A 23,202-nucleotide genomic window follows, 5' to 3' on the forward strand; every position below is an offset into this window, starting at 1 on the left:
TAAACTACATCGATCAAAATATTATAAATATGCTTTATCTGGAGAAAACGCATGTCAGCACAGTTTGATCATGTATCAGTCATCAAAAAATCAAATGTTTATTTTGGCGGTCTATGCATCAGCCATACTGTGCAATTTGAAGATGGAACAAAGAAAACACTGGGTGTGTTGCTTCCAACTGAACAAGCGCTGACTTTTGAAACCCATGTACCTGAACGTATGGAAATTATTTCAGGTGAATGTCGTGTTCAAATTGCAGATAGCGAAGAAAGCGAACTATTCCGTGCGGGTCAATCATTCTACGTGCCAGGTAATAGCCGATTTAAAATTGAAACAGACGAAGTGTTGGATTATGTGTGCCACTTAGAAGGCTAATGATTCAATCCATTTAGGCACAGTTTTTTAACCTCAAATCGGTTAAACTATGTGTCATAGCATAAATCCTGTAAAGCTTGCTTTGCAGGATTTTTCTTTTTGGCAGCCTATGCTGTGCTCTAGGGATATCATACCCTGTTCAAAAGTTTATCGAAGTTTGCAATTTAGAGGTCGTTCATGGCGAAACCGGAATATTATTATGGCGTTCATTCAGTGGAGTCATTACTGGAACTTGAGCCAGAACGCGTTTTAACTTTATTTGCGTTAAAAGGACGTGATGATCAGCGTTTAAAACGTATTTTTGAGCTTGCAGAACCGTTTGATGTCAGCATTCAAAAAGCTAGCCGTGATAGTTTGGAAAAACTTGCGGGACAACCGTTCCATCAAGGTGTGGTTGCTGCTGTACGTCCACATCCAGTTTTGAACGAAAAAGATTTAGAGGCTTTATTACAAGCCAATCCAAATGCGTTGCTATTGGCATTAGATCATATTACAGATCCACATAACCTTGGTGCATGCATTCGTACAGCGGCAGCCATGGGTGTTGAAGCGGTGATTGCACCGCGTGATCGTTCAGCGACGCTTACCCCAACAGCCCGTAAAGTTGCTGCAGGTGGTGCTGAAAAAGTGAAGTTTATTCAGGTGACGAACTTGGCACGTACCTTGGCTCAAATCAAAGAAGACTTTAATGTACGTGTGGTCGGCACTATGCTAGATGAAAAAGCATTGCCGATTCAAAATTTTGACTTCACAGGTACGGGTGTATGTGTGGTGATGGGCGCTGAAGATACAGGTTTACGTCCTATTACGCAGGCGCAATGTGATCAAACTGTTTACATTCCAATGGCTGGTAATTTGCAAAGCTTAAATGTCAGTGTCGCAACCGGTATGGCATTGTATGAAGCATGCCGTCAACGTAATAATGAATTGAAATAGCAGTGATGATGTCTCCTCAAAAGCAAGGTTATTTATATGTGTTCATTACCATGTGTATTTGGGGTGGATTTACCTTAACGGCGCGTTTAAGCGCCAATTGGGGAATCAGTGCTTGGGATATCACGGCGCTCAGGTTTGCTTTGGCATTTTGCATCTTAATGCCAATTTTGATTTATAAAAAAGATACGGCTTTTTTATGGAAAAAAGAGCCTTTTATCCTTGCTATGCTCGGTGGGGTGACCTATTGTTTAACGGCCTATAGCGCATTTCATTATGCTCCTGCGGCCCATGCTGCAATTTTCCTCAATGGTTGTATTCCTTTATGTACAGCCATAGCCGCGTTTTTGATCTTCAAGCAGCCGCTCGATAAGCATACGTGGATCAGTGTGGTGATTATGGTCTCTGCCATTAGCTTAATGAGCTATTTAATGTACGTCGAGACTGGTGTGGCATTTGGTTTAGGTGATTTGCTATTTTTTATCAGTGCCATTTGGTGGGGGATATTTACGGTATTGCTTAAGCAATGGAGGCTCTCTGCTTGGCATGCCATGGCGGGGGTTGCGGTTTGGTCTGCCGTGGTATTCGTACCTATTTATCTACTATTTTTCCCTAAACATTGGTCTGACCCAGAGCCATTGCAACTCATTGGACAAGTTATCTTTCACGGTATTTTTGTGGTGATTATTGCGACTTTAACGTATGTAGAGGCGATCAAGCGTCTGGGTGCATTTAAAGCCGGAAGTATCGTAACTTTGGCACCTTTTATTGCTGCAATTTTAGCGGTACCGCTGCTGAATGAACCCTTAAGTTTTGCAATTGTGTGTGGATTGGTCGGGATGGGGATTGGAGCGATTCAACCGTGGAAATGGTTGGGACGAAAGGACAGTCTAGAGCAGCAACTCGAACAACAAAAAAAAGCAGTCTGAGTAAGACTGCTTTTTTATTTAGCTTTTTTCAGCGTGCGCTAAGTACTTGAGATGCAACGGCCGAAGCTGTGCATAAAGATGATCTAAATGACCATCATTCAGCACGATATCATCTGCAATTTTTTGCTTTTCCTGACGCGACATTTGCACTTGAATGATTTTTTGGATTTGCTCGATATTTTGACCATCGCGCTGTGATGCACGCTGAATTTGCAATTGTTCTGTGGCATCAATAAGTAAGGTGTGATTGGTTAATTCATGTTGATTGGTTTCAAATAACAGCGGCGAAACCAAGATGACATAGGGGCTGGTGGCTTCATTTAACTGTTGGATAATGGACTGACGTATTGCAGGATGGGTAATGGCTTCAAGTGCTTGACGTGCTGTAGGATCTTTAAAGATATATTCACGTAAAGCGCGCCGATTTAACTCACCATTTTCCAGTAGAACCCAATCACCAAATTGTTGTTGAATCTGAATCAGTGCGGGTTGCCCCGGTTCGACAACCTCGCGTGCAATGATATCAGCATCGACCACTTGAATGCCTTGGAGTTCAAACCAATTGCTTGCAGCAGATTTACCGCTACCAATACCACCTGTTAAACCCAAGACAAATGTCATACAACGACCTTATTGACCCAAATAAATTTTCATAATTTGATCACCCCATAAAAAGGCGATCCATCCAGCGATGGCAATATAGGGACCAAATGCAAAAGGTTGGTTTTCTTTACGAACTTTGAGCAAAATAATGCCAATAATTGCACCTACTAGTGAAGAGAGTAATACAATCAGTGGGAGCAGGAAAGGGCCCATCCATGCACCCAACGCAGCTAAAAGTTTAAAGTCACCATAGCCCATGCCTTCTTTGCCAGTTATGATTTTAAATAAAAAGTAAACAATCCATAGGCATAAGAACCCGATGATATACCCCCAAATGGCTGAGGTTGCAGAGGTATAAATGGCATAGCTATTCACGCCAAGCCCGAATGCAGCCAAAGTAAGGGTATAGCGGTCAGGTAAAAGTTGGGTGTCAAAGTCAATAAATGTTAAGGCAATCAATACATAAGTCAGCACTAGACCAAACAGCATTTGGATAGTTGGACCAAAAACTGCAACAACAATCAGCGCACAGATCATGGTGAGTAATTCAATCAGTGGATAACGGCTACTGATTGAATTTTGGCAACTTCCACATTTTCCGCGTAACACGATCCAACTGATGACTGGAATGTTTTGATACCAACGAATGGGCGTTTTGCATTTTGGGCAGGTTGAAGCAGGTGTGCTCAGGGTGATCTTTGTTTCGTCAATAATCGGTTGATCCGGATGTAAAAACAGTTGGCAATCCGTACGCCATTCTTGTTCCATCATCTTTGGTGTGCGGTAAATTACTACATTCAAAAAACTACCGATGCAAAGACTAAAAATCCCAACTGCGATATATAACGCAATTGGTGTATTAATTAAATATGTTATTAATTCTTGCATTAAACCACAGAACCCATTTGGAAGATTGGAAGATACATTGCAATCACAAGACCACCAACGAGGACACCTAGTACCGCCATAATCAAGGGTTCCATCATCGAAGTTAAGCCATCTACGGCATTATCCACTTCATTTTCATAATGCGTTGCCACTTTGTCTAGCATAGCATCCAAGGCACCGGATTCTTCACCAATAGCCACCATTTGAATCGCCATAGATGGGAATTTATCGGTGACACGCATCGCAAACTGCAGCTGTTGACCAGTCGCCACATCTTCACGAATTTTCATGACCGCTGTTTCATAGACCACGTTGTTGGTTGCACCTGCGGTTGATTCAAGCGCATCAATTAAGGGTACACCGGCAGCAAAAGTGGTTGCCAAGGTACGGCTATAGCGGGCAATAATTGCTTTATAAACCAAATCCCCAAAAATTGGTGCTTTGAGTGCAGCTTTGTCTAAGAAGTCTCTGAAAGCTTTGCTACGTTTTTTTGCTTCCATGAAACCAGCAATCACAGCGCCAATTCCAATGATGAGGAAGAACCAATATTTTTGCATCCATTCCGACATGTTCACTACCATTTTGGTAAAGGCAGGTAGGTCTGCACCAAACGATGAAAACAAGTCTTGGAATACGGGAACTACTTTCACCATCAAAATGATCGTCACAATAACCGCGACAACAATTACCGCAGCTGGGTATTTCATGGCTTTTTTAATTTTTTGCTTAAGCAATTCACTTTTTTCTTTGTAAATTGCAACACGGTCTAACATGGTTTCAAGTGCACCCGATTGTTCACCTGATTCAACTAATGAGCAAAATAGGTTGTCGAAATACTGCGGATATTTACGGAGTGCACCAGCAAATGTATTGCCACCTTCAACTTCACCTTTAATCCCCAAGACCACTTCACGCATGGCTGGGTTTTCTAAGCCTTCCGCCACGATTTCGAACCCCTGAACGAGCGGTACACCGGCTTTCATCATGGTTGCAAGTTGGCGCGTGAATACCGTGATATCCAAAGTGGATACTTTCTTTTTCATCAAGCCTTCGAGAATGTTTTTACGTTTTTCTCGAATGGTTTTAATGGTGATGCCTTGCTTACGTAAAGTGACTTTAGCTAAAGCCATATTACGCGAAGGCATTTCCCCTTTGATTTTCGCCCCTTTGCGATCCACGCCTTCATAACTGAAGGTTGGCATCATCTGCGCTTTTTTTACAGCCATGAATTTATCCTTATTTTTAAATACTAATTCACTTACTCACTGGTCACACGATTGACTTCTTGAAGTGAAGTCACCCCCTGCATGACCTTAATTAAGCCTGAACGGCGTAAATTGTTGAAACCTGCTTGATTTGAAGCTTCGGCAATTTGTAAGGCATTGCCGTCTTCCATAATAATTCTTGAAATTTCAGGTGTCACTTTCATGACTTCGTAAATACCCACACGACCTTTATAGCCTTCACGGCATTCGGCACAACCAACAGGCTGGTATATTTGGAATTCTGGTGTATTTAAATCATCTTCGGTAAAACCAAGCTCCAATAGACTTTGTTTTGGTACGTCTACTGTTTCTTTACATTGTGAACATAGGCGACGTGCAAGTCGCTGCGCAATGACAAGGTTCACGGATGTCGCGATGTTAAATGAAGGCACGCCCATATTGCGTAAGCGTGTCAGTGTTTCAGGTGCACTATTGGTATGCAGTGTAGACATCACCATGTGACCTGTTTGAGCCGCTTTAATTGCAATTTCAGCCGTTTCTAAATCTCGAATCTCACCGACCATCACAATATCAGGGTCTTGACGTAAGAATGATTTTAAGGCTGCAGAGAAGGTGAGGCCGACTTTATTATTTACGTTGACCTGATTGATCCCTTCTAAGTTAATTTCCACAGGGTCTTCGGCCGTTGAAATATTGGTATCTTCACGGTTGAGAATATTTAAACCTGTATATAGAGATACGGTTTTACCGGAACCCGTTGGACCGGTAATGAGTAGCATGCCTTGTGGTTTTTCTAAAGCCTGCATGAACAGTTCTTTTTGATCCGGTTCATAACCCAACGCATCAATCCCTAGCATCGCACTAGATGGATCAAGGATACGTAGAACAAGTTTTTCACCAAACAATGTCGGTAAAGAGTTCACACGGAAGTCGATAGCTTTGTTCTTTGACAGCTTTAACTTGATACGACCGTCTTGAGGTATACGCTTTTCCGAGATGTCCATTTGTGACATGACTTTTAAACGTGAAGCGAGTCGTGTAGCGAGCTGTAATGGCGGATTTGTAATTGTTCTTAACACGCCATCGACACGGTAGCGGACGCGATAGGTTTTTTCGTAGGGTTCAAAATGTAAGTCAGATGCACCCATACGAATGGCGTCGACCAGTAGTTTATTGATGTATTTAACAATCGGAGCTTCATCCCCTGTTGCCTCATCTTCATCTTCTTTCGCTGGATCAATATTTTCCTGTTCTAAATCAAGATCAAAGTCATCATCAAAGTCAAAAGTACTTTCTTCAGCAAAGTTCTGTTCAATTAACTTTTCAAGTTTGTCATGTTCAACAATAATGGTTTCGGTATTGAGCTTACTACCAAATCGGATGGCATCTACGGCTTCAATATTGGTGGGATTACTGATCGCAACGAATAATAAATTGCCATGTTTAAAAATAGGCAAAATACGATGCTTGGTAATGAGTTTATCTTCAAATTCATCACGTATAATTAAAGACGTATCATAAGTTGAAATATCAAAAACCGGTTCACCGAACTCTATCGAGATGGTTTCTGCGATCAGGCGTGCTGAAAGGTGATATTCCTGAATCAAATGCGGCACGATATCTTGATGAGCCTTTTTTGAATTTTGCAGCGCTGTTTGCATTTTTTCGGCAGACAGATGCCCTTCGTCAACTAAGCGACGAATAAACCCCGTAAATCTTGAAGAACCTTGAACTGCTGTCATGCTTTTACTTGCCTATGCTTCAGTCTGTTTATAATTGGTATAGCAAAATTATACTTTTGTTGCACAAAAATACCATATCTTAAAGTGTTGTCACTAGCTAAGAATTGGTAAAAAGCATGAACCAGTCCTTAAATCTGCTTAATTTTTTTACAGAAAAGTGAAGATCTTGGAATGACTGGTGTGCTTCGAAGATGCAAATGTGTTGAAATTTATCTTCAAAATTATGAATTACGTGTAGAATGTGCCCGATTTCATCTTTGTCATGTGGGATAAATATGTCGGGTTCGACGATTACGCCTTGGGTAGTGGGTAACTGGAAAATGAACCCATTGCAAGCCGATGCTGGCGCACTTCTTAAGAATTTTAAGCAATTATTAGATGAACAAAATATTGCTGAAGCGGCATGCCATATTGGGGTTGCACCAACAGCTATTGCTTTGACCACGGTGCAAAATGAATTAGCACAAGCAAGCCGTAACATCATAACCGTTGCACAAGATGTTTCTCGCGTCGCAGGTACAGGCGCATATACGGGTGAGCTCAGTGCAGAGCTATTAAAAGATTATGGTGTTGAGTTTGTACTGATTGGTCATTCGGAACGCCGTGAAATATTCGCTGATCAACCGCATATCATTAATGAAAAAGTAAAAAATGCATTAAACGCAGGTTTGACTGTGATTTATTGTGTGGGTGAAAGCTTAGAACAACGTGAAAGCGGCCAAGCAGAACAGATTGTGTTACAACAAATATGTGATATTGCTGCTGTCGTACAAGCAGAGCAGTGGAAACAAATTGTGGTTGCTTATGAGCCAATTTGGGCTATTGGCACAGGTAAAACGGCGTCACCTGAAGATGCGCAAGCGATGCATGCTAAAATTCGTGAAGGTTTAAGCCAAATCACCCCAATGGGACTTCATACTGCGATTCTTTATGGTGGTAGTGTAAAACCTGAAAATGCAGTAGAGTTGGCAGCCTGTCCGGATATCAATGGTGCGCTGGTCGGTGGTGCATCATTAAATGCAGAGTCGTTTTATAAAATTGCTCAAGCATTTGCAAATACAAAATAATTAGGAGTTCAGCATGCATACGTTTGTGCTGGTGGTACATATTATCTTAGCGATTTTAATGATCGTGCTGATTTTAGTTCAGCATGGTAAAGGCGCAGATGCGGGTGCATCTTTTGGTGGCGGCGGTGCTGCAACTGTATTTGGTGCATCGGGTTCGGGTAACTTTATGACCCGTTTGACTGCGATTTTAACGGCTTTGTTCTTCGTTACGAGCTTGACACTTGCTGTGTTTGCAAAGAAACAAACGACAAATGCTTATAGTCTGAATGCGATTTCTTCAGTACCGACTGCGCCTGCAAAATCGGCTGAAACTTCGCCAACTGCACCAAAAAGCGCTGAATAATTTATTTAGCACTTTCTTTTTTGACGTGTTGCGACTAGAATGCGTCACAGCTGCGGTGGTGGTGGAATTGGTAGACACGCTACCTTGAGGTGGTAGTGCTTTCGGGCGTGGGGGTTCAAGTCCCCCCTTCCGCACCAACTTATAATCCAGAACATAAGTTGGTGTATGCAGCAAAACTCTGTTGATGCGGGATGGAGCAGTCTGGTAGCTCGTCGGGCTCATAACCCGAAGGTCGTTGGTTCAAATCCAGCTCCCGCTACCAATCAATTCTATTTTTAAGATGCAAACTTTTAAATGGACAGCTTTTAAAGCTGAGAAAACTATTTGCATATTGATGCGGGGTGGAGCAGTCTGGTAGCTCGTCGGGCTCATAACCCGAAGGTCGTTGGTTCAAATCCAGCCCCCGCTACCAATCTTATATAGCACACAATCTATATAAGCAGTTTATCTGAAAGTCATTGTGATGTTGATGCGGGATGGAGCAGTCTGGTAGCTCGTCGGGCTCATAACCCGAAGGTCGTTGGTTCAAATCCAGCTCCCGCTACCAATCCTCTGAGATGCAACTCAGTAGGGCAATTCTTCAGGTTGTTTTAGATTGAAAATGACCAAGAAATTGTATATAATTTTTGCATGTTGATGCGGGATGGAGCAGTCTGGTAGCTCGTCGGGCTCATAACCCGAAGGTCGTTGGTTCAAATCCAGCTCCCGCTACCAAGTTTCTAAAAGAGGCTCACAACTAGGTGGGCCTTTTTGCACAGTGGACTATGGTTTTCTGTGTAATAATGGGGCGATTTACGCCCTTTTTTATTGGCTATCGTGTAGTGTCGACAGTATTTTGGTCAAACCGTCATGTTTCACTACTACTATAGTTTCGCATTGGTCTGTAGTGGTCATTTCGACCATCGAATCGCACAAATTTGACGAGAGTAAATGAAGCTATCAAATAAAACTCAAGCACTTCAGGACTTAATTGCCCCAGCGGTGCAAGCATGTGATGTAGAACTTTGGGGGATTGATTTCCAACCTCAAGGAAAACGTTCACTGTTACGTATTTATATCGACCGTGAAGTTGATGAAAATGCAGAACCTGTCATCAATGAAGATGGCGAAGTTGAGCAAGGCCGTGGTATCGGCGTGCAGGACTGTGTTCGTGTCACTCAGCAAGTGGGTGCGATGTTGGATGTACATGATCCAATTTCAGGCGAATATGCATTAGAAGTGTCATCTCCAGGTTGGGATCGTCAGTTCTTTAAATTGGAACAAATGACGGCATACATTGGTCAGCAAGTCGCTTTGCGTTTGATCAGTGCTGTAGATAATCGTCGTAAATTCCAAGCCAAACTTGTAAACGTAGACCTTGAGAACGAAATGATTCAGGTTGAAGTTGAAAAGCAACAAGTGTTGGATATTGACAGCCACAATATTGATAAAGCAAATCTGGTTTTCCAAGATTAATTTAATAAATAAGAATCTGAACGAATAGGTGACTTATGGCTCGTGAAATTCTTACCGTAGTAGAAACGGTTAGTAACGAAAAAGGTGTAAGTCGTGATGCAATTTTTGAAGCGCTTGAACAAGCTTTAGTTGCAGCGACTAAGAAGAAATTCTACGAGGGAACTCACTCGGAAGAAGCTCGTCTACGTGTAGAAATCGACCGTCGTACTGGTGATTACCGTACTTTCCGTCAATGGGAAGTGGTTGCCGACGAAGATCACGAAATGCCAGCATGCCAAGATGCGATCTCTGATGTAGATCCTGCAAAATGGGCAATTGGGGATATCCGTGAACTTGAAGTTGAATCGATTGATTTCGGTCGTATTGCGGCACAAATTGCGAAACAAGTAATTGTTCAAAAAATTCGTGAAGCAGAGCGTGCGCTAATTGCAGATGCTTACGAATCTAAAGTTGGTGAACTCATCTACGGTGAAGTGAAAAAACAAACCAAAGATGGCTTTATCATTGATTTAGGTGACAATGCAGAAGCATATCTTGCGCGTGAAGAAATGATCGCTAAAGAAATTCTACGTCCTAAACAACGTGTAAACGCGATTTTGTTTAACGTAAACCGTGAAGGCCGTGGTGCTCAGTTATTACTTTCTCGTTCTAAACCAGAAATGCTCATTGCATTGATGAAGAAAGAAATTCCTGAAATTGCTGAAGAAATCATTGAGATTAAGGCTGCTGCACGCCAACCTGGCGTTCGTGCTAAAATCGCTGTGAAAACAAACGATCACCGTATTGATCCTGTAGGTGCATGTATTGGTATGCGTGGTACACGTATCCAAGCAGTTCAATCAGAGTTAAATGGTGAGCGTATTGATGTAGTCGTTTGGTCTGATGACGCGGCACAGTACATTGCAAGTGCTCTAGAGCCTGCTGATGTATCAGGTATCGTGATTGATGAAGAAGAACGTACTGCAGATATTATTTTTGCAACGAGTGATCAGTTAGCACGTGCAATTGGCTCTCAAGGTCAAAACGTACGCTTAGCATCTGAATTGACTGGTTACAAGCTCAATATGATGCTTGAAGAAGAATATCACGCACGCCAACAAAACGAAGCGCAACAATATTTAGATATGTTTGTTACACGTCTAGATATTGATGAAGACTTAGCGATGGCGTTAGTTGAAATGGGTTTCACGTCATTAGAAGAAATCGCGTATGTTCCTGCGGAAACATTCGATGAGATCGAACTTGATGCTGAAACTGTTGAAATGCTACAAGGTCGTGCAAAAGAAATTGCATTGGCTGATGCATTGAAGCAACAAGAAAACATCCAAGAGCCAAGCGAAGAGCTTGCTGCAATGGAAGGCGTGACTAAAGAAATCGCATATGCGCTTGCCGCTCGCGGTGTGGTAACTGTAGATGATCTTGCAGATCAAGCCACTGACGATATCTCTGATATCGAAGGTTTAGGTGCTGAAAAAGCAGGTCAACTTATTATGAAAGCGCGCGAATCATGGTTTAACTAGGAGGTAATATATGACGGACAAGTCGATTAAGGAGTTAGCTCTCAGCGTGGGTCGTCCAGTTGAGAAGCTGCTGGAACAGGTTCGTGATGCGGGTTTACCACAAACTAAACCTGACGATATTATCTCCACTGAACAACAAAATGCCCTCGTTAACCATTTGAAAAAAGTTCATGGTCAGGATGCGGGCAATGCAGGACAAATCACGTTGAAACGTAAAACTACCAGTACTGCTAAAGTGGCGAGTACATCGGGCAAGGCAAAAACGATTAATGTAGAAGTTCGTAAGAAACATACATTTGTTAAACCGGATCCTGAGCAAATTAAAGCTGAAGCATTAGCGAAAGCACAAGCTGACCAACAAGCACGTAAACAGGAACCTAAGGTTGAAGCGAAAGCTGAAGAACCGAAGCAACAACCAGTATCTAAAGCGAAACAAGCTTTAGAAGCAATGCGTGCTGCTGCGAAGCAAGAACATGCGAAGCAAGAAACACCGAAAGCTGCGGTTGTTGTAAAACGTAAGTCAAACAACAAGCCAATTACAAAACCTGTTGAAACTCTAGAACAGAAAAAAGCACGTGAAGCTCAAGCAGCACAATTGAAAGCTGTAGAAGAAGCGGCGCGTCGTAAAGCCGCTGAAGAAGCGCAACAACGTACGCTTGAGCAAATGCGTCAAATGGCGTCTAAGTATTCTAACGAAGACACTACTGCGACCATTCGTGTTGTAGATGATTCTCCGCTTGCTGCCGGCCTTGTAGGTCAGGCATATGAAGATTCATTTGCGAAAGAAGACCGTGAAATTAAACGTGGTACCAATACCAACAATTCACGTTCACCTAAAAAAGGTGGTCGTCGTGGCGAAGAGCAATCTTTCCGTGATAACTCACATAAACGTGGTTTAAAAACAAGTCAAGCGAACAAGCATGGCTTTGAAAAACCAGTTAAAAAACAAGTTTATGATGTTGAAATTGGTGAAACAATTGTTGTTGCTGACTTGGCTGCGAAAATGGCGGTTAAAGTTCGCGAAGTTATCAAATCACTCATGAAAATGGGCGAATTGGTTACTCAAAACCAAGCGATTGATCAAGAAATTGCAGCACTTGTTGTTGAAGAAATGGGTCACAATCCAGTACTTGTTTCGGATACACAAGCAGAAGACAACTTACTTGAAGCAGCTGAAGAAGCGCGTGGTGTCCAAACCACTCGTCCGCCAGTTGTGACAATTATGGGTCACGTTGACCATGGTAAAACATCACTTCTTGACCGTATTCGTCGCTCTAAAGTGGCTGCAGGTGAAGCAGGTGGTATCACACAGCATATTGGTGCTTACCATGTGAAAACTGAAAAAGGTATTATTACTTTCTTGGATACACCGGGACACGCAGCATTTACTGCAATGCGTTCACGTGGTGCGAAATCTACAGATATCGTAGTGTTGGTTGTTGCAGCAGATGATGGTGTTATGCCACAAACTGCGGAAGCGATTGACCATGCACGTGCAGCAGGTACGCCAATTATTGTTGCTATCAACAAAATGGATAAAGAGTCTGCTGATCCAGATCGCGTATTGAATGAGTTGACGACGAAAGAAATCGTACCTGAGCAATGGGGCGGTGACGTTCCAGTAGCAATGGTTTCTGCGCACAGCGGTGCAGGTATCGACGAGCTTCTAGACTTGATCTCAATTCAAGCCGAACTTCTTGAGCTTAAAGCATCTGAAGAAGGTGCAGCACAAGGTGTTGTAATTGAAGCACGTGTAGACAAAGGGCGTGGTGCGGTAACATCGATTCTTGTTCAAAACGGTACATTGAAAGTGGGTGACCTTGTTCTTGCAGGTTCGTCATACGGTCGTGTACGTGCGATGACAGATGAAAATGGTCAACGTATTAAATCTGCTGGTCCTTCGATTCCTGTGGAAATCTTGGGTCTACCAGAAGCGCCAATGGCAGGTGATGAAGTTCTTGTTGTAAATGACGAGAAAAAAGCACGTGAAGTTGCTGATGCGCGTATGGATCGTGAACGTCAAAAACGTCTTGAACGTCAATCTGCGATGCGTCTTGAAAATATCATGGCGTCTATGGGCAAGAAAGATGTGCCTATTGTCAACGTGGTATTGAAAACAGACGTACGTGGTACTTTGGAAGCATTACACGTTGCACTTGCTGAACTTGCAACTGATGAAGTGAAAGTACGTATTATTGGTTCAGGTGTTGGTGCGATCACTGAGTCTGACGTAACACTTGCTGAATCTTCAGAAGCGGTTCTTCTCGGCTTTAACGTACGTGCTGATAATACTGCACGTCAAAAAGCTGATGCTGATGGTATCGACATTCGTTACTACTCGATCATCTATCAATTAATTGATGATGTGAAAGATGCGATGAGCGGTAAATTGGCGCCTGAACACCGTGAAACAATTCTGGGTGTTGCTGAAGTACGTGAAGTGTTCCACTCAAGTAAATTCGGTGCTGCTGCAGGTTGTATGGTACTTGAAGGTACATTACACCGTAATAAACCGATTCGCGTATTACGTGATGACGTGGTGGTATTCCAAGGCGAGCTTGAATCTCTTCGTCGCTACAAAGATGTGGTTGAAGAAGTTCGTGCCGGTATGGAATGTGGTCTTGCGGTGAAAGGCTATAAAGACATCAAAGCACAAGATAAGATTGAAGTGTACGATGTTCAATTAATTAAACGGAGTCTTTAATGGCGGGTAGTCAACGTCTGAAGCGTATGGCGGATACAGTACAACGTGAGTTGTCAGAACTGATCCGTCAGGAGCTGAAAGATCCACGCTTAGGTGGTCTCGTGACCATCTCTGCCGTGAAGGTGAGCCCAGACTTAGGATATGCCGAAGTTTATGTGACTGTAATGGGTCGTGAGCTAGGCGATGAGCAAAGTGAAGCCGCAAATAAAGAGACTTTAGATGTCTTGAATAAAGCATCTGGTTTCTTGCGTCATGAACTAAGCCGTCGTATCAAAACACGTATTACGCCACGTTTGCGTTTCCATTACGACAAAACAAATGCTTATGGCAACTATATGTTTGGTCTAATTGCGGAAGCAGTCAAGGACTTACCTCCTACTGACGAAGCAAAAAAAGATGATGAATAATTCAGTTTGCTGAATGAAAAAAGCCACCTTTGGGTGGCTTTTTTATGTTTGAATAACGGTAATTTAAAAACTCAATCACTTTAAAATTATAATATGCCAATGAAAGACAGGTCGAACATGATATTTAATCCGCCAATCTGTAAAAATAATGAATTGAAAAAAAATAATCCTTTTGAGTAGCGCATTATTTATTACTATGCCAAGTTGGGCATGTTTAAATACCTATGTAGAAGATTTTTTATACATCTGATTCACAAAAAGAAAATCGACGCGAAGAACATCATGACGAGAAATTGAATCACTTTGTCTCAAGCATCCTAGCCCAATAGACTATCAGGCAGAAAATGATTATGCCGTAGATCAGATCTGCGCAGGCCGTTACGATTTAGCCATTAAGGTTTTACGTGCAATTGGAAATTGAGCATCTAGGTTTACCGAAGACGGCAGTGAATTTAGGCACAGCTTATGAGTTGATCGGCAATATTAAACTGGCCAAAAATTGGATTGCAGAAGGTATGAAGCGTGATCCATTGATACATCTTGGCAGTGAATGGATTCATCTGAATATTTTAGAAGCCAAAACCAAGCGCGCGACACCAAAATATTTTCATGAATATCCATTGTTAAATGTACATTATGGAACAGGCTATGTTCCTGATGGACATTGGAGTGATCAGCGCAAACCCACAACAGCGGAATACGATGCCATACGAGAACAGGTCAGCTTACAAATCAGTGAGCGGAAAAATTTTGTTTCAAGACAGGATGCCGTGATGGCACAGCTGTTTTATGAATTGGCGAATCTTGAGATGAGTCAATATCAGCCTAAATGGTCTGATCATTTTCAAAGTCGTTATGAAACAAATATGCTGATTGATTTAGCTGAAAAATATGGTTTAAAAACGACGCCATATAACCAAAAGCGTTTGCAATATATGGCTCAGGGAAATATATTTGAGAAATTATGGATGAAAATTAAAGACTTTTGGGCTATAAGGGATAATCAAAACTGGATCTAGATTTAATCCAGATCCTCCGGTTTTGAATGGCGTTTAGAGTGAAATGCACGGCGCCGAGTTCGCTGCCAAGGAAGAGGGCGATTCAGAGCCTCTGGTGCATCACCACTCATCGAGCGCAGTCGTAAATGTAATGCCGCTTGTGCCATGAGGTTTGCAGAAACCGGTGCAGTGATAAAAGCAAAAAGCGTGATCAGGATTTCTGCAAATCCAAAACGGCCTTGAAATGCTGCATAAATAATTGCAGCAATTAGAAAACTTCCTAAACCTAAGGTGCTTGATTTAGTCGGTGCGTGCAGTCGCATAAATAAGTCAGGTAGGCGAACCATGCCAATACCGCCGACCAACATGAAAAAAGCGCCAATCACCAAAAAAATCGAGACCAAAATTTCCATGACTAATTGCATATTAAAGGACTCCTAGTCGATGACGTGGCCAGTAGTGAAATAACGCGCTAAAGCAGCTGTAGATACAAACCCAAGCATGGCAACCAATAAAGCCCCTTCAAACATTGATGTACTTGCCCAATAAATACCTAAAATGACGATTAAGCAGGTGGCATTTAAGAACAAAGTATCTAAAGCAAGTAGTCGGTCCACAACTGAGGGTCCCATCACCAAGCGGATGAGGCACAGTAACATCGAGATCGTCACCGCAACTAAACAAATGCCAAGCGCATAAGGTAAAATTGTCATGCAGACTCTCCTGTATCAGCGCCAAAAATAAGGATGAGAGGGCGCTCATAGCGCTCTTTAATGGTTTGAATTTCTGCTTCAGGATCATCCGTGCTCAGCGCATGGACCAAAATATCACCACGGTCTTGGTCAATTCCGGCAGACACCGTACCGGGTGTCGTGGTGATGATCATCGCAAGCAGAGAATTGACTTCTTCATGCTGTGTATCGAGAGGAACACGGAACCATTTCGGATGTAATTTATGTGTCGGACCAAGGACGAGTTTTGCAACATGGATATTACTGACAATAATATCCCATAACACCACAAAGAATAATTTACATGCTGCCAGCCAGTTGATATTCGGTGTTCGATCAATAAAAGGGCGAACCATTCGCGGAATAACAATGGCTAAAACCAAGGCCATGCATAGTGTGGCCGCATCTAAACTGTGCGCTAACATCACCCAGCTCAGACCAACCATGACTGATACCAATGGATGCGGAAACCAGCGATTAAATAAAGATAGTGTCGCCATGTTAAGGTACCTCCATCGGTTTCAGCTGGGTCTCTTCAGGCAATTTTTCTTCTTGTTGCTGTCCCTGAATTTGGCGTTGCTTATATTCAGAAATATGTTCGCCATTTAAGGTTTCAGGCGCAATCAATGCAGGGATGAGGTGTGCATTTGGATCCGCTGATTCGCCACCATATTTGGTTTCAGGTAAATTTTCAGGATCATAAGGTTGAACACTGATAATTTGACCTTCTTTATCCTTTTTCAATAGCAACGATTCATATAATGGGTTGTCTTGAATTTGCTGCGCAGTCTTGTAGGTATAGTCATAGATTGGTGCAGCAAAGACCATATATCCCACAAGCGCTGTTAATAGTAGATAAATGGTCTTGTCATTGCGTAGCGGAGCCTTATTCGGCAAAGCCTGATAACGTTGATATTCTTCAGTATCAATATCATCTTCTGGACGAGATGAACGCCAGAAAAGTACAAAACCAACGCGGGTAAATGCCATGATACTGAGTAAACTCACCAACAAAACAATTATAATAATCATGATTTGGTAAGGTGAATTGGCTGTTGCTTGTAAGATAAATACTTTACCCAAAAAGCCGCTAAATGGTGGTAGACCAGCCATCATCAACGCAATGATGAAATAGCAGACAGCAACTGTATTATGCTGTTTCATGCGGGGCGCAATTTTAAAATGATCTTTAAATTCGCCGCGTTGTGAGGTAATCCAACCCGATAGAATATAAAAAGCTGCACCAATAATGGTACTGTGAATCAGGTAATAAAGTCCTGCAGCCCATGCATCCGTATTAAAGAGTGAAATCGCAACCAATATTGTGCCGATAGAAGACAAAATCATAAAACCGACAAAACGACGTAAACGATCCGTTCCGATAGCACCATAGGCACCATAGAGCGAGGTTACTAAGCCAATCGGTAATAGCCACTGCTGTAAGATTTCACGGCTAATCCCATCGTCAAACACAGTGCCATTAACACGGAGAATGGCATAAATGCCGACCTTGGTCATAATGGTGAACAAGGCTGCGACAGGAGTGGTTGCCACAGCATAGGTCTTCGGTAACCAGAACCCTACAGGCAGCATTGCTGCCTTGATGCCAAAGACGGTAAACAGTAACAATGCACCAGCTACAGCAATACGATGTTGATCCGCTTCAAGCAAATGCATAAGTCGTGCAACATCTGCCATATTTAAGCTACCTACACTGCCATAAATCATCCCGAGTCCAATCAGGAAGAGGGCAGAGGCAAATAGGTTAATGGTGACGTAATGAATACCCAATTGAAAACGTGCTTTGCCTTGGCCGTGTAAGAGCAAAACGTACGATGCCATCAACAGGATTTCAAAGAACACAAACAGGTTAAATAAATCGCCTGTCAGGAACGCACCACACAAACCCATCAGTAAGAAATGGCACATGGCATGGAAATAACGACCACGCTCGTCCCATTCTTTGCTGGCAAACCACATCACTGGCACAGCAAGTCCATAGGTCAGCACCAACATGAAAGCTGAGAGTCGATCTAGGACTAAGACAATACCAAACGGTGCAGCCCATTCACTCAGGTTATAAACCAAGACTTGGCCAGAGCTGGCGATCATCAAATAACTGATAGATGTGATCAGCCCAAGGATGCCAGAAACATAGCTGATTCCACGACGCCAAGGTTGTCGCCAGTCATGTGCCAACGAGCCAGAGCCGGGGTTGCCCAGCAGGACTAAAATAAATGCAGTAATGGCAGGAATTAAAATACTGAAAATCGGGCTGTGGGTAGTCCAAAATTGGATGAAATCATGCATTATGGCTCATCCTCCCGCGGGTCAATTTGCGGTATTTCTTCTTTGGAGTCCACATGATCTGTTCCGGTTTCATAGCGGCTACGCAGAGCCAATTGTACGATAAACGCAGTGGTCGCAAAGCCAATCACAATGGCGGTTAGGACCAAGGCTTGTGGTAAAGGATCGGTCGCTTTGGTTGTTTCCGTTAACACAGCCGGTGCGTTGACATGAATACGCCCCATGACAAATAAAAATAAGTTCACAGCATAGCCAATCATGGCTAAACCCAGCACGACAGGAAAGGTACGTGCCCGCAAAATCAGGTATACCCCTGTTGCGGTCAGTAAGCCAATGGCTGAAGCGAGTAAAAATTCTAAACTAATCATCTTATTCGCCTCTTGGAACTGGACCAGACATACTCGAGTGACGCGAGTCGCCTAAGACGGAAATCATTAACATCGTCGCGCCCACAACAGTGATATAGACACCTGTGTCGAAGAGGGCAGCGGAGGCAAGGTGCATTTCACCTAAAATGGGTGGTGAGACATAGATATGAGCACTGGTCAGGAATGGGCGGCCCCATAGCCAAGCAGCGATCCCTGTCAAACCCGCAATGGTTAAACCAATACCAATCCACACTTCATATAAGCGACCTGATTTTGCACCAATCAATTGTTCGGCACGGTCTTGACCGAGCGCGATATATTGAATCACTAAGGCTAAAGAGGTAATTAAACCTGCAATAAAGCCACCGCCCGGTAAGTTGTGACCTCGTAGGAAAATATACAGACTGACCACCAAGGCCAAAGGCAAAATCCAAGATGAGGTAATACGGAACATCAGTGGCGACGGATTAAAACGATAGGTCAGACCTTGCGTAATGGTGGTGCCATGAGCACGCATACCATCCATCATGCATAGCGTACCAATTGCAGCAATTCCCAGTACGGTAATTTCACCAAAGGTATCGAAACCACGGAAGTCCACCAAGATCACGTTGACCACATTGGTACCACCACCAAGTGGGATAGACTGCTGCATGAAGAACCATGAAATGGAGTTATGATCACGGGTCATGATCAACCATGAAATCCATGCGATCCCTAGACCTACAATAATCGCAATCAATGCATCTCGCCAACGACGTGACACGCTCGACTCATAAGGGGTGAGCTGTGGTAATAACGATAAGCTCATGAGTAAGAGCACTGTGGTCACCACGTCAACAGTAATCTGTGTTAACGCCAAATCGGGAGCGGAGAAACAGATAAACACCATGGTCACAACCAGACCGACTGCACCACTGATGAGGACGGCTTTAATCCGTTCATGGTGGAACCAAAGCATCATCCAACATGCAGAGAATAATAATAGCCACAGAACGATCGCGATGACCGGTGCATGTACCAGTTCACGACTGCCTGTGCCGATGCCTTGCAGCCAAAATGGAACGATGACGATGGCTACACTAAAGATTAAAATCCACAATACATAGCTTTGTAATTTGCCGTTTTCAGTAAAGCGACGAAATTTTCTTGAGCTGAGTAAAAGATATTTTAAAAATAAGTCGAACAGCACTTTACCTTGCAAACGACCCAAAAATGGATCTAAGTCGATCCGGCGTAATTTGCCGCCCTTTGCCAATGCGAAGTAGAAAATTAAACCACCCAAGAGTGCTATTACACTCATCAAAAGCGGTGCATTTAAACCATGCCAAATCGCTAAATGTGCACCTTCAAACGTTAGGTTTTGAATACTCGCACGTGCTGTGCTGTTGACTATATGCTCAACTAATAGGGCAGGGAATAATCCAACTAAAATACATAAAGCAGCCAGTAATGTTGCTGGTGCGCGCATACCAAACGGTGGTTCATGTGCTTCTTTATTGGGAATTTCTTTCCCCAGTGGACCATCAAAAAACACCCCGTGAACTAAACGTACTGAATACGCGACAGCAAAGATACCGGCAAAGGTGGCAATGATGGCTGATACGATCATCACAGGCCCAGTCAGGTTGGCCAAAAGTTCAGTAAAGAACATCTCTTTAGAAAGGAAACCATTGGTTAATGGGACACCTGCCATAGAGGCCGCAGTGATCATGGTTAGCGTTGCGGTAAACGGAAGTAATTGCCATAAACCAGAGAGTTTTCGTAAATCACGTGTGCCTGTTTCGTGGTCAATAATCCCCGCGATCATAAATAGGGCTGCTTTGAAGGTCGCATGGTTAATGATATGGAAAATGGCAGCCGCAACTGCAAGGGGAGAACCGATCCCCAGTAAGCAAACGATCAGACCTAAATGGCTGATGGTGGAATAGGCCAAAAGCCCTTTTAAATCTTCTTTGAAAATGGCAAAGAATGCTGCCATACATAAGGTAAATAAGCCAATAAAGGTGACCAAGTTGTGATACAACGTAGCGCCTGCAAAAATCGGTAATAAGCGTGCAAGCAGGAAAATTCCGGCTTTCACCATCGTGGCAGAGTGTAAATAGGCCGAGACGGGGGTCGGTGCCGCCATAGCATTTGGCAACCAAAAATGGAAAGGGAACTGCGCACTTTTAGTAAAAGCCCCCATTAATATTAATAGCAGTGTGGGTACAAAAAGCGAGTGCTGCTGAATTTGACTACTCATGGTTAGGATTTGATCAATCTGATAGGTGCCCGTGATTTGCGCCAACAGAACAAAACCACCCAGCATACATAAACCACCCATACCTGTAATGGTCAAAGCCATTCGAGAGCCACGCTGAGCTGCGTCGTAATTACTCCAATAACCAACCAAAAGGAAAGATGAAATGCTGGTAAGTTCCCAGAAAATAAGCAATAAAATTAAATTATTAGACAATGAAATGCCGAGCATGGCAGCCATGAACAGCATCAATAAAACATACAGTTTACTGAGCGAATTCTTTGGACTTAAATAATAGTAGGCATAGATATAAATTAAGGTGCCGATCCCGGTAATGAGCAGGGAAAACAATAAGCCCAGTGCATCAAGACGGAAACTGAAATCAATGCCAACTTGAGTGAGCCATGGCCATGTTTGAATGATGGTTTTGCCATTAAATACATCTTGAGCCTGACTCAATAATAAAACTAAACTGCTGAGGCTGACGCCAATCGCCCCTAAAGCTGTTACCCCGCGAGAGAATTGCTTCAACCACGAGACAAGTGTTGTGCCTAGTATTAACGGTAACAATATAATAATCGGTAGCACACTCGTATCCATTGTCATGATTAGGCGGTGAAACCTAGGTGTATTTCATCTTTCAAGGATTACAGGACAGCAAAGAGCAGTCCAAAAATTCAATCTTGAAAGCCATGTGTGTCAAAAAAAAATTAAAAACAAGCTGTGTTGCGCAACTCGTGAAGCGATAGCAATTTCCGATGTTACTATGAAAATTGCAAATAAAACCGATCATATTACATGCGTAAAACAACATCAATCTTTTTTATGAACCACTTACACATTATACGCCTGACGAAACTGTCTAGACATCTATTGCGGCCTTGTTGCTGAATATTTAAACATCGAGTCGGTGTATTATACTCAGCCAATCAGCCTCAGTATTTTTAACTCAGTGGTTGGATTGTAACGTCCTGATCACCTCGCTGTGATAAAGCCCTAACCAATTCTTGTTGCTGCTGCTCGGTCAGTTGTGTCTGAATTAATTGCAACATGTGTTGGATGGTATCCAGATGGTTCAGCGGCTCATTTAATTCAGTCTCTTCAGTTTTAGGTGGAAGCGATGGTTTAGATCCGAGTTGCAACTGCTGATAAATTTGATCATAGGTTTCTTGTAGTTTTTCAGGCTGAATTTCACTGAGCTTTTTATTCTGTAATTGTAAGCACTGAAAGCGAGAAGCCTGTTCCATCAGTTCAGGACGGTTGCCGCTGGCAATGATTTGGAGTCGTGGAAACGCTTGATTTAAACGGGTCAAAATCACTTGAGTCATGTTTTGATCGAGTTGGTGGTCTATGGCGTCGATCAATAAAATACCGTCACCTTCTTGGCAAGGATATAAGCTATGAGGATTGAGTAGACACAGGCGACGTACAATATCACCAATTAAGGCCACAAGGTTGCGCACACTATTCGACAGCTGTTGAAATAACATGTCTTTGCCTTGATAGCAGACCATTAACTGTAATTTGGGGTGATATTGCAGATAAATATTGCTCACATCGGGCAACACGGTCTCTAACGCTTGTTTTAATGATCTGAGTGACGGCGCGTGTAGATCGGCCTGAGCTTGTGCTAGTTTATGCCCAAAAAGAGGCGTGTCTGATGCGTTGGGTATATCGGCTTGGGTTTTAGGATGTAATAAATTTTGAATTAATTCGGCACTTTGCGCATTTTCAATGTCGGATATTTCTCGAAACCACTCAAAAAAACGAATAAACGTGGTAAAGGGAATGGCCGATATTTCATAAGCATGCGAAGGCTGAAAAATAGCAGGATTATTTTTATTGAGAATATTCACATCGTTGACGAAACGTTCAGCAGGGTAATAGGCAATGAGTGGCAACCCTTGTAACGGATCGGCTTTGAGGGCTTTTTGATACAGCGCAACCATCGATTCTAATTGCTGTGTTTCGGCCTTACTGAGGCCGACGCCTTGACTGTTTAAAGTTTTATACAATTGCCATGAACAACATTGTGGGTCTTGGTCTTGTTGATCACTTGAAAGCTGAAATGAGCCAATCTCTTCGGGAAAACTGACTTGAATATCAAGTTTCGATTGCAAGCGATTTAACATGATGTCTTGATCGAGCATTACCACGCCTGCGGTGCGTAAATCTTTATAACGTGCAGCGAACCAAGTGAGGGCCTGATAACTAAAGCGTAGTAGGGAGGTTTTTCCAGAACTTTGATCACCCAAAATTAAGGTGATCGGCAGATCGTGGTAATTAAAATTGAGGGTGATATCAGTAAAATGAAGGGTGTGCTTGAGTTGGATCGATTGTAATTTCATGGTGCACCTTTACTGA

Annotated in this window: 21 protein-coding genes and 5 tRNA genes; 15 read left to right on the top strand and 11 right to left on the bottom strand. The window is 42.8% G+C overall.

What is annotated here, in order from left to right:
• The first annotated feature begins 51 nt into the window (after positions 1 to 51).
• The 3 genes from ppnP to LXF01_RS01265 all read left to right on the top strand — a co-directional run bounded on the left by ppnP (position 52) and on the right by LXF01_RS01265 (position 2,237).
• A complete protein-coding gene (gene ppnP, locus LXF01_RS01255) occupies positions 52 to 375 on the top strand; it encodes a pyrimidine/purine nucleoside phosphorylase (RefSeq protein WP_067763086.1) in 324 nt (107 codons plus the stop codon).
• Positions 376 to 552: 177 nt separating this feature from the next.
• On the top strand, positions 553 to 1,311 hold the full coding sequence (gene rlmB / locus LXF01_RS01260) for a 23S rRNA (guanosine(2251)-2'-O)-methyltransferase RlmB (RefSeq protein WP_233944930.1): 759 nt from the start codon (positions 553 to 555) through the stop codon (positions 1,309 to 1,311).
• Between the two features lie 8 nt (positions 1,312 to 1,319).
• Entirely contained in the window at positions 1,320 to 2,237 is a 918-nt protein-coding gene (locus LXF01_RS01265; RefSeq protein ID WP_373684229.1) for a DMT family transporter, read from the top strand.
• A gap of 18 nt (positions 2,238 to 2,255) precedes the next feature.
• Here LXF01_RS01265 and coaE read toward each other — a convergent pair whose 3' ends face one another.
• From coaE to pilB, 4 genes are read right to left on the bottom strand one after another with little or no spacing between them, the layout of a single operon-like run.
• A complete protein-coding gene (gene coaE, locus LXF01_RS01270; RefSeq protein ID WP_233944931.1) occupies positions 2,256 to 2,858 on the bottom strand; it encodes a dephospho-CoA kinase in 603 nt (200 codons plus the stop codon).
• Between the two features lie 9 nt (positions 2,859 to 2,867).
• Complete coding sequence (locus tag LXF01_RS01275; RefSeq protein ID WP_180156713.1) at positions 2,868 to 3,728, bottom strand: prepilin peptidase; 861 nt, start codon at positions 3,726 to 3,728, stop codon at positions 2,868 to 2,870.
• The gene (locus tag LXF01_RS01280) at positions 3,728 to 4,954 is read right to left on the bottom strand and encodes a type II secretion system F family protein (RefSeq protein WP_078192563.1); all 1,227 of its coding nucleotides are present in this window, start codon (positions 4,952 to 4,954) and stop codon (positions 3,728 to 3,730) included. Before LXF01_RS01280 ends, LXF01_RS01275 begins: the two co-directional genes overlap by 1 nt.
• Positions 4,955 to 4,986: 32 nt before the next feature.
• Complete coding sequence (gene pilB / locus LXF01_RS01285) at positions 4,987 to 6,696, bottom strand: type IV-A pilus assembly ATPase PilB (RefSeq protein WP_233944932.1); 1,710 nt, start codon at positions 6,694 to 6,696, stop codon at positions 4,987 to 4,989.
• A 275-nt stretch (positions 6,697 to 6,971) separates the two neighbouring features.
• On the opposite strand from pilB, the gene tpiA reads away from it, so the two are divergent.
• The 12 genes from tpiA (at position 6,972) to LXF01_RS01345 (ending at position 15,211) form a co-directional block, all read left to right on the top strand.
• Entirely contained in the window at positions 6,972 to 7,763 is a 792-nt protein-coding gene (gene tpiA / locus LXF01_RS01290) for a triose-phosphate isomerase (protein ID WP_180084538.1), read from the top strand.
• 13 nt (positions 7,764 to 7,776) lie between these two features.
• Complete coding sequence (secG, locus tag LXF01_RS01295; RefSeq protein WP_180084539.1) at positions 7,777 to 8,106, top strand: preprotein translocase subunit SecG; 330 nt, start codon at positions 7,777 to 7,779, stop codon at positions 8,104 to 8,106.
• Positions 8,107 to 8,158: 52 nt separating this feature from the next.
• Positions 8,159 to 8,243, top strand: a tRNA-Leu gene (locus LXF01_RS01300).
• 48 nt (positions 8,244 to 8,291) lie between these two features.
• A tRNA-Met gene (locus tag LXF01_RS01305) sits at positions 8,292 to 8,368 on the top strand.
• Between the two features lie 73 nt (positions 8,369 to 8,441).
• Positions 8,442 to 8,518 (top strand) — tRNA-Met (locus LXF01_RS01310).
• Between the two features lie 58 nt (positions 8,519 to 8,576).
• A tRNA-Met gene (locus LXF01_RS01315) sits at positions 8,577 to 8,653 on the top strand.
• A 90-nt stretch (positions 8,654 to 8,743) separates the two neighbouring features.
• A tRNA-Met gene (locus LXF01_RS01320) sits at positions 8,744 to 8,820 on the top strand.
• A gap of 216 nt (positions 8,821 to 9,036) precedes the next feature.
• A complete protein-coding gene (rimP, locus tag LXF01_RS01325) occupies positions 9,037 to 9,561 on the top strand; it encodes a ribosome maturation factor RimP (protein WP_078192559.1) in 525 nt (174 codons plus the stop codon).
• A 35-nt stretch (positions 9,562 to 9,596) separates the two neighbouring features.
• On the top strand, positions 9,597 to 11,081 hold the full coding sequence (nusA, locus tag LXF01_RS01330) for a transcription termination factor NusA (protein ID WP_078192558.1): 1,485 nt from the start codon (positions 9,597 to 9,599) through the stop codon (positions 11,079 to 11,081).
• Positions 11,082 to 11,091: 10 nt separating this feature from the next.
• Positions 11,092 to 13,785, top strand: a complete 2,694-nt coding sequence (gene infB / locus LXF01_RS01335) for a translation initiation factor IF-2 (protein WP_111884116.1) — start codon at positions 11,092 to 11,094, stop codon at positions 13,783 to 13,785.
• Positions 13,785 to 14,192 carry a ribosome-binding factor A gene (locus LXF01_RS01340; RefSeq protein ID WP_078189413.1) on the top strand — a complete coding sequence of 136 codons (408 nt, stop codon included), beginning with the start codon at positions 13,785 to 13,787 and terminating at the stop codon, positions 14,190 to 14,192. Before infB ends, LXF01_RS01340 begins: the two co-directional genes overlap by 1 nt.
• A gap of 404 nt (positions 14,193 to 14,596) precedes the next feature.
• Positions 14,597 to 15,211, top strand: a complete 615-nt coding sequence (locus LXF01_RS01345) for a hypothetical protein (protein WP_233944933.1) — start codon at positions 14,597 to 14,599, stop codon at positions 15,209 to 15,211.
• Between the two features lie 2 nt (positions 15,212 to 15,213).
• Here LXF01_RS01345 and LXF01_RS01350 read toward each other — a convergent pair whose 3' ends face one another.
• From LXF01_RS01350 to LXF01_RS01380, 7 genes are all read right to left on the bottom strand, one after another.
• Positions 15,214 to 15,615: a Na+/H+ antiporter subunit G gene (locus tag LXF01_RS01350; protein WP_111884120.1), complete on the bottom strand. Its 402-nt coding sequence runs from the start codon at positions 15,613 to 15,615 to the stop codon at positions 15,214 to 15,216.
• 12 nt (positions 15,616 to 15,627) lie between these two features.
• Positions 15,628 to 15,903: a monovalent cation/H+ antiporter subunit F gene (locus LXF01_RS01355; RefSeq protein WP_078192553.1), complete on the bottom strand. Its 276-nt coding sequence runs from the start codon at positions 15,901 to 15,903 to the stop codon at positions 15,628 to 15,630.
• The gene (locus LXF01_RS01360; protein ID WP_111884121.1) at positions 15,900 to 16,421 is read right to left on the bottom strand and encodes a Na+/H+ antiporter subunit E; all 522 of its coding nucleotides are present in this window, start codon (positions 16,419 to 16,421) and stop codon (positions 15,900 to 15,902) included. Before LXF01_RS01360 ends, LXF01_RS01355 begins: the two co-directional genes overlap by 4 nt.
• 1 nt (position 16,422) lies before the next feature.
• The gene (locus LXF01_RS01365; protein WP_233944934.1) at positions 16,423 to 18,231 is read right to left on the bottom strand and encodes a monovalent cation/H+ antiporter subunit D; all 1,809 of its coding nucleotides are present in this window, start codon (positions 18,229 to 18,231) and stop codon (positions 16,423 to 16,425) included.
• A complete protein-coding gene (locus LXF01_RS01370) occupies positions 18,231 to 18,596 on the bottom strand; it encodes a Na+/H+ antiporter subunit C (protein ID WP_078189407.1) in 366 nt (121 codons plus the stop codon). The genes LXF01_RS01365 and LXF01_RS01370 overlap by 1 nt, the downstream gene beginning before the upstream one ends.
• Before the next feature lies 1 nt (position 18,597).
• Positions 18,598 to 21,438, bottom strand: a complete 2,841-nt coding sequence (locus LXF01_RS01375; RefSeq protein WP_233945410.1) for a monovalent cation/H+ antiporter subunit A — start codon at positions 21,436 to 21,438, stop codon at positions 18,598 to 18,600.
• Between the two features lie 344 nt (positions 21,439 to 21,782).
• Positions 21,783 to 23,186 (bottom strand): ATP-binding protein, encoded by a 1,404-nt coding sequence (locus LXF01_RS01380; RefSeq protein WP_233944935.1) that lies wholly within the window; start codon positions 23,184 to 23,186, stop codon positions 21,783 to 21,785.
• Positions 23,187 to 23,202 lie beyond the last annotated feature (16 nt).

Origin of the sequence: Acinetobacter sp. SH20PTE14, assembly GCF_021391555.1 — a bacterium.
Classification (GTDB): domain Bacteria; phylum Pseudomonadota; class Gammaproteobacteria; order Pseudomonadales; family Moraxellaceae; genus Acinetobacter; species Acinetobacter amyesii.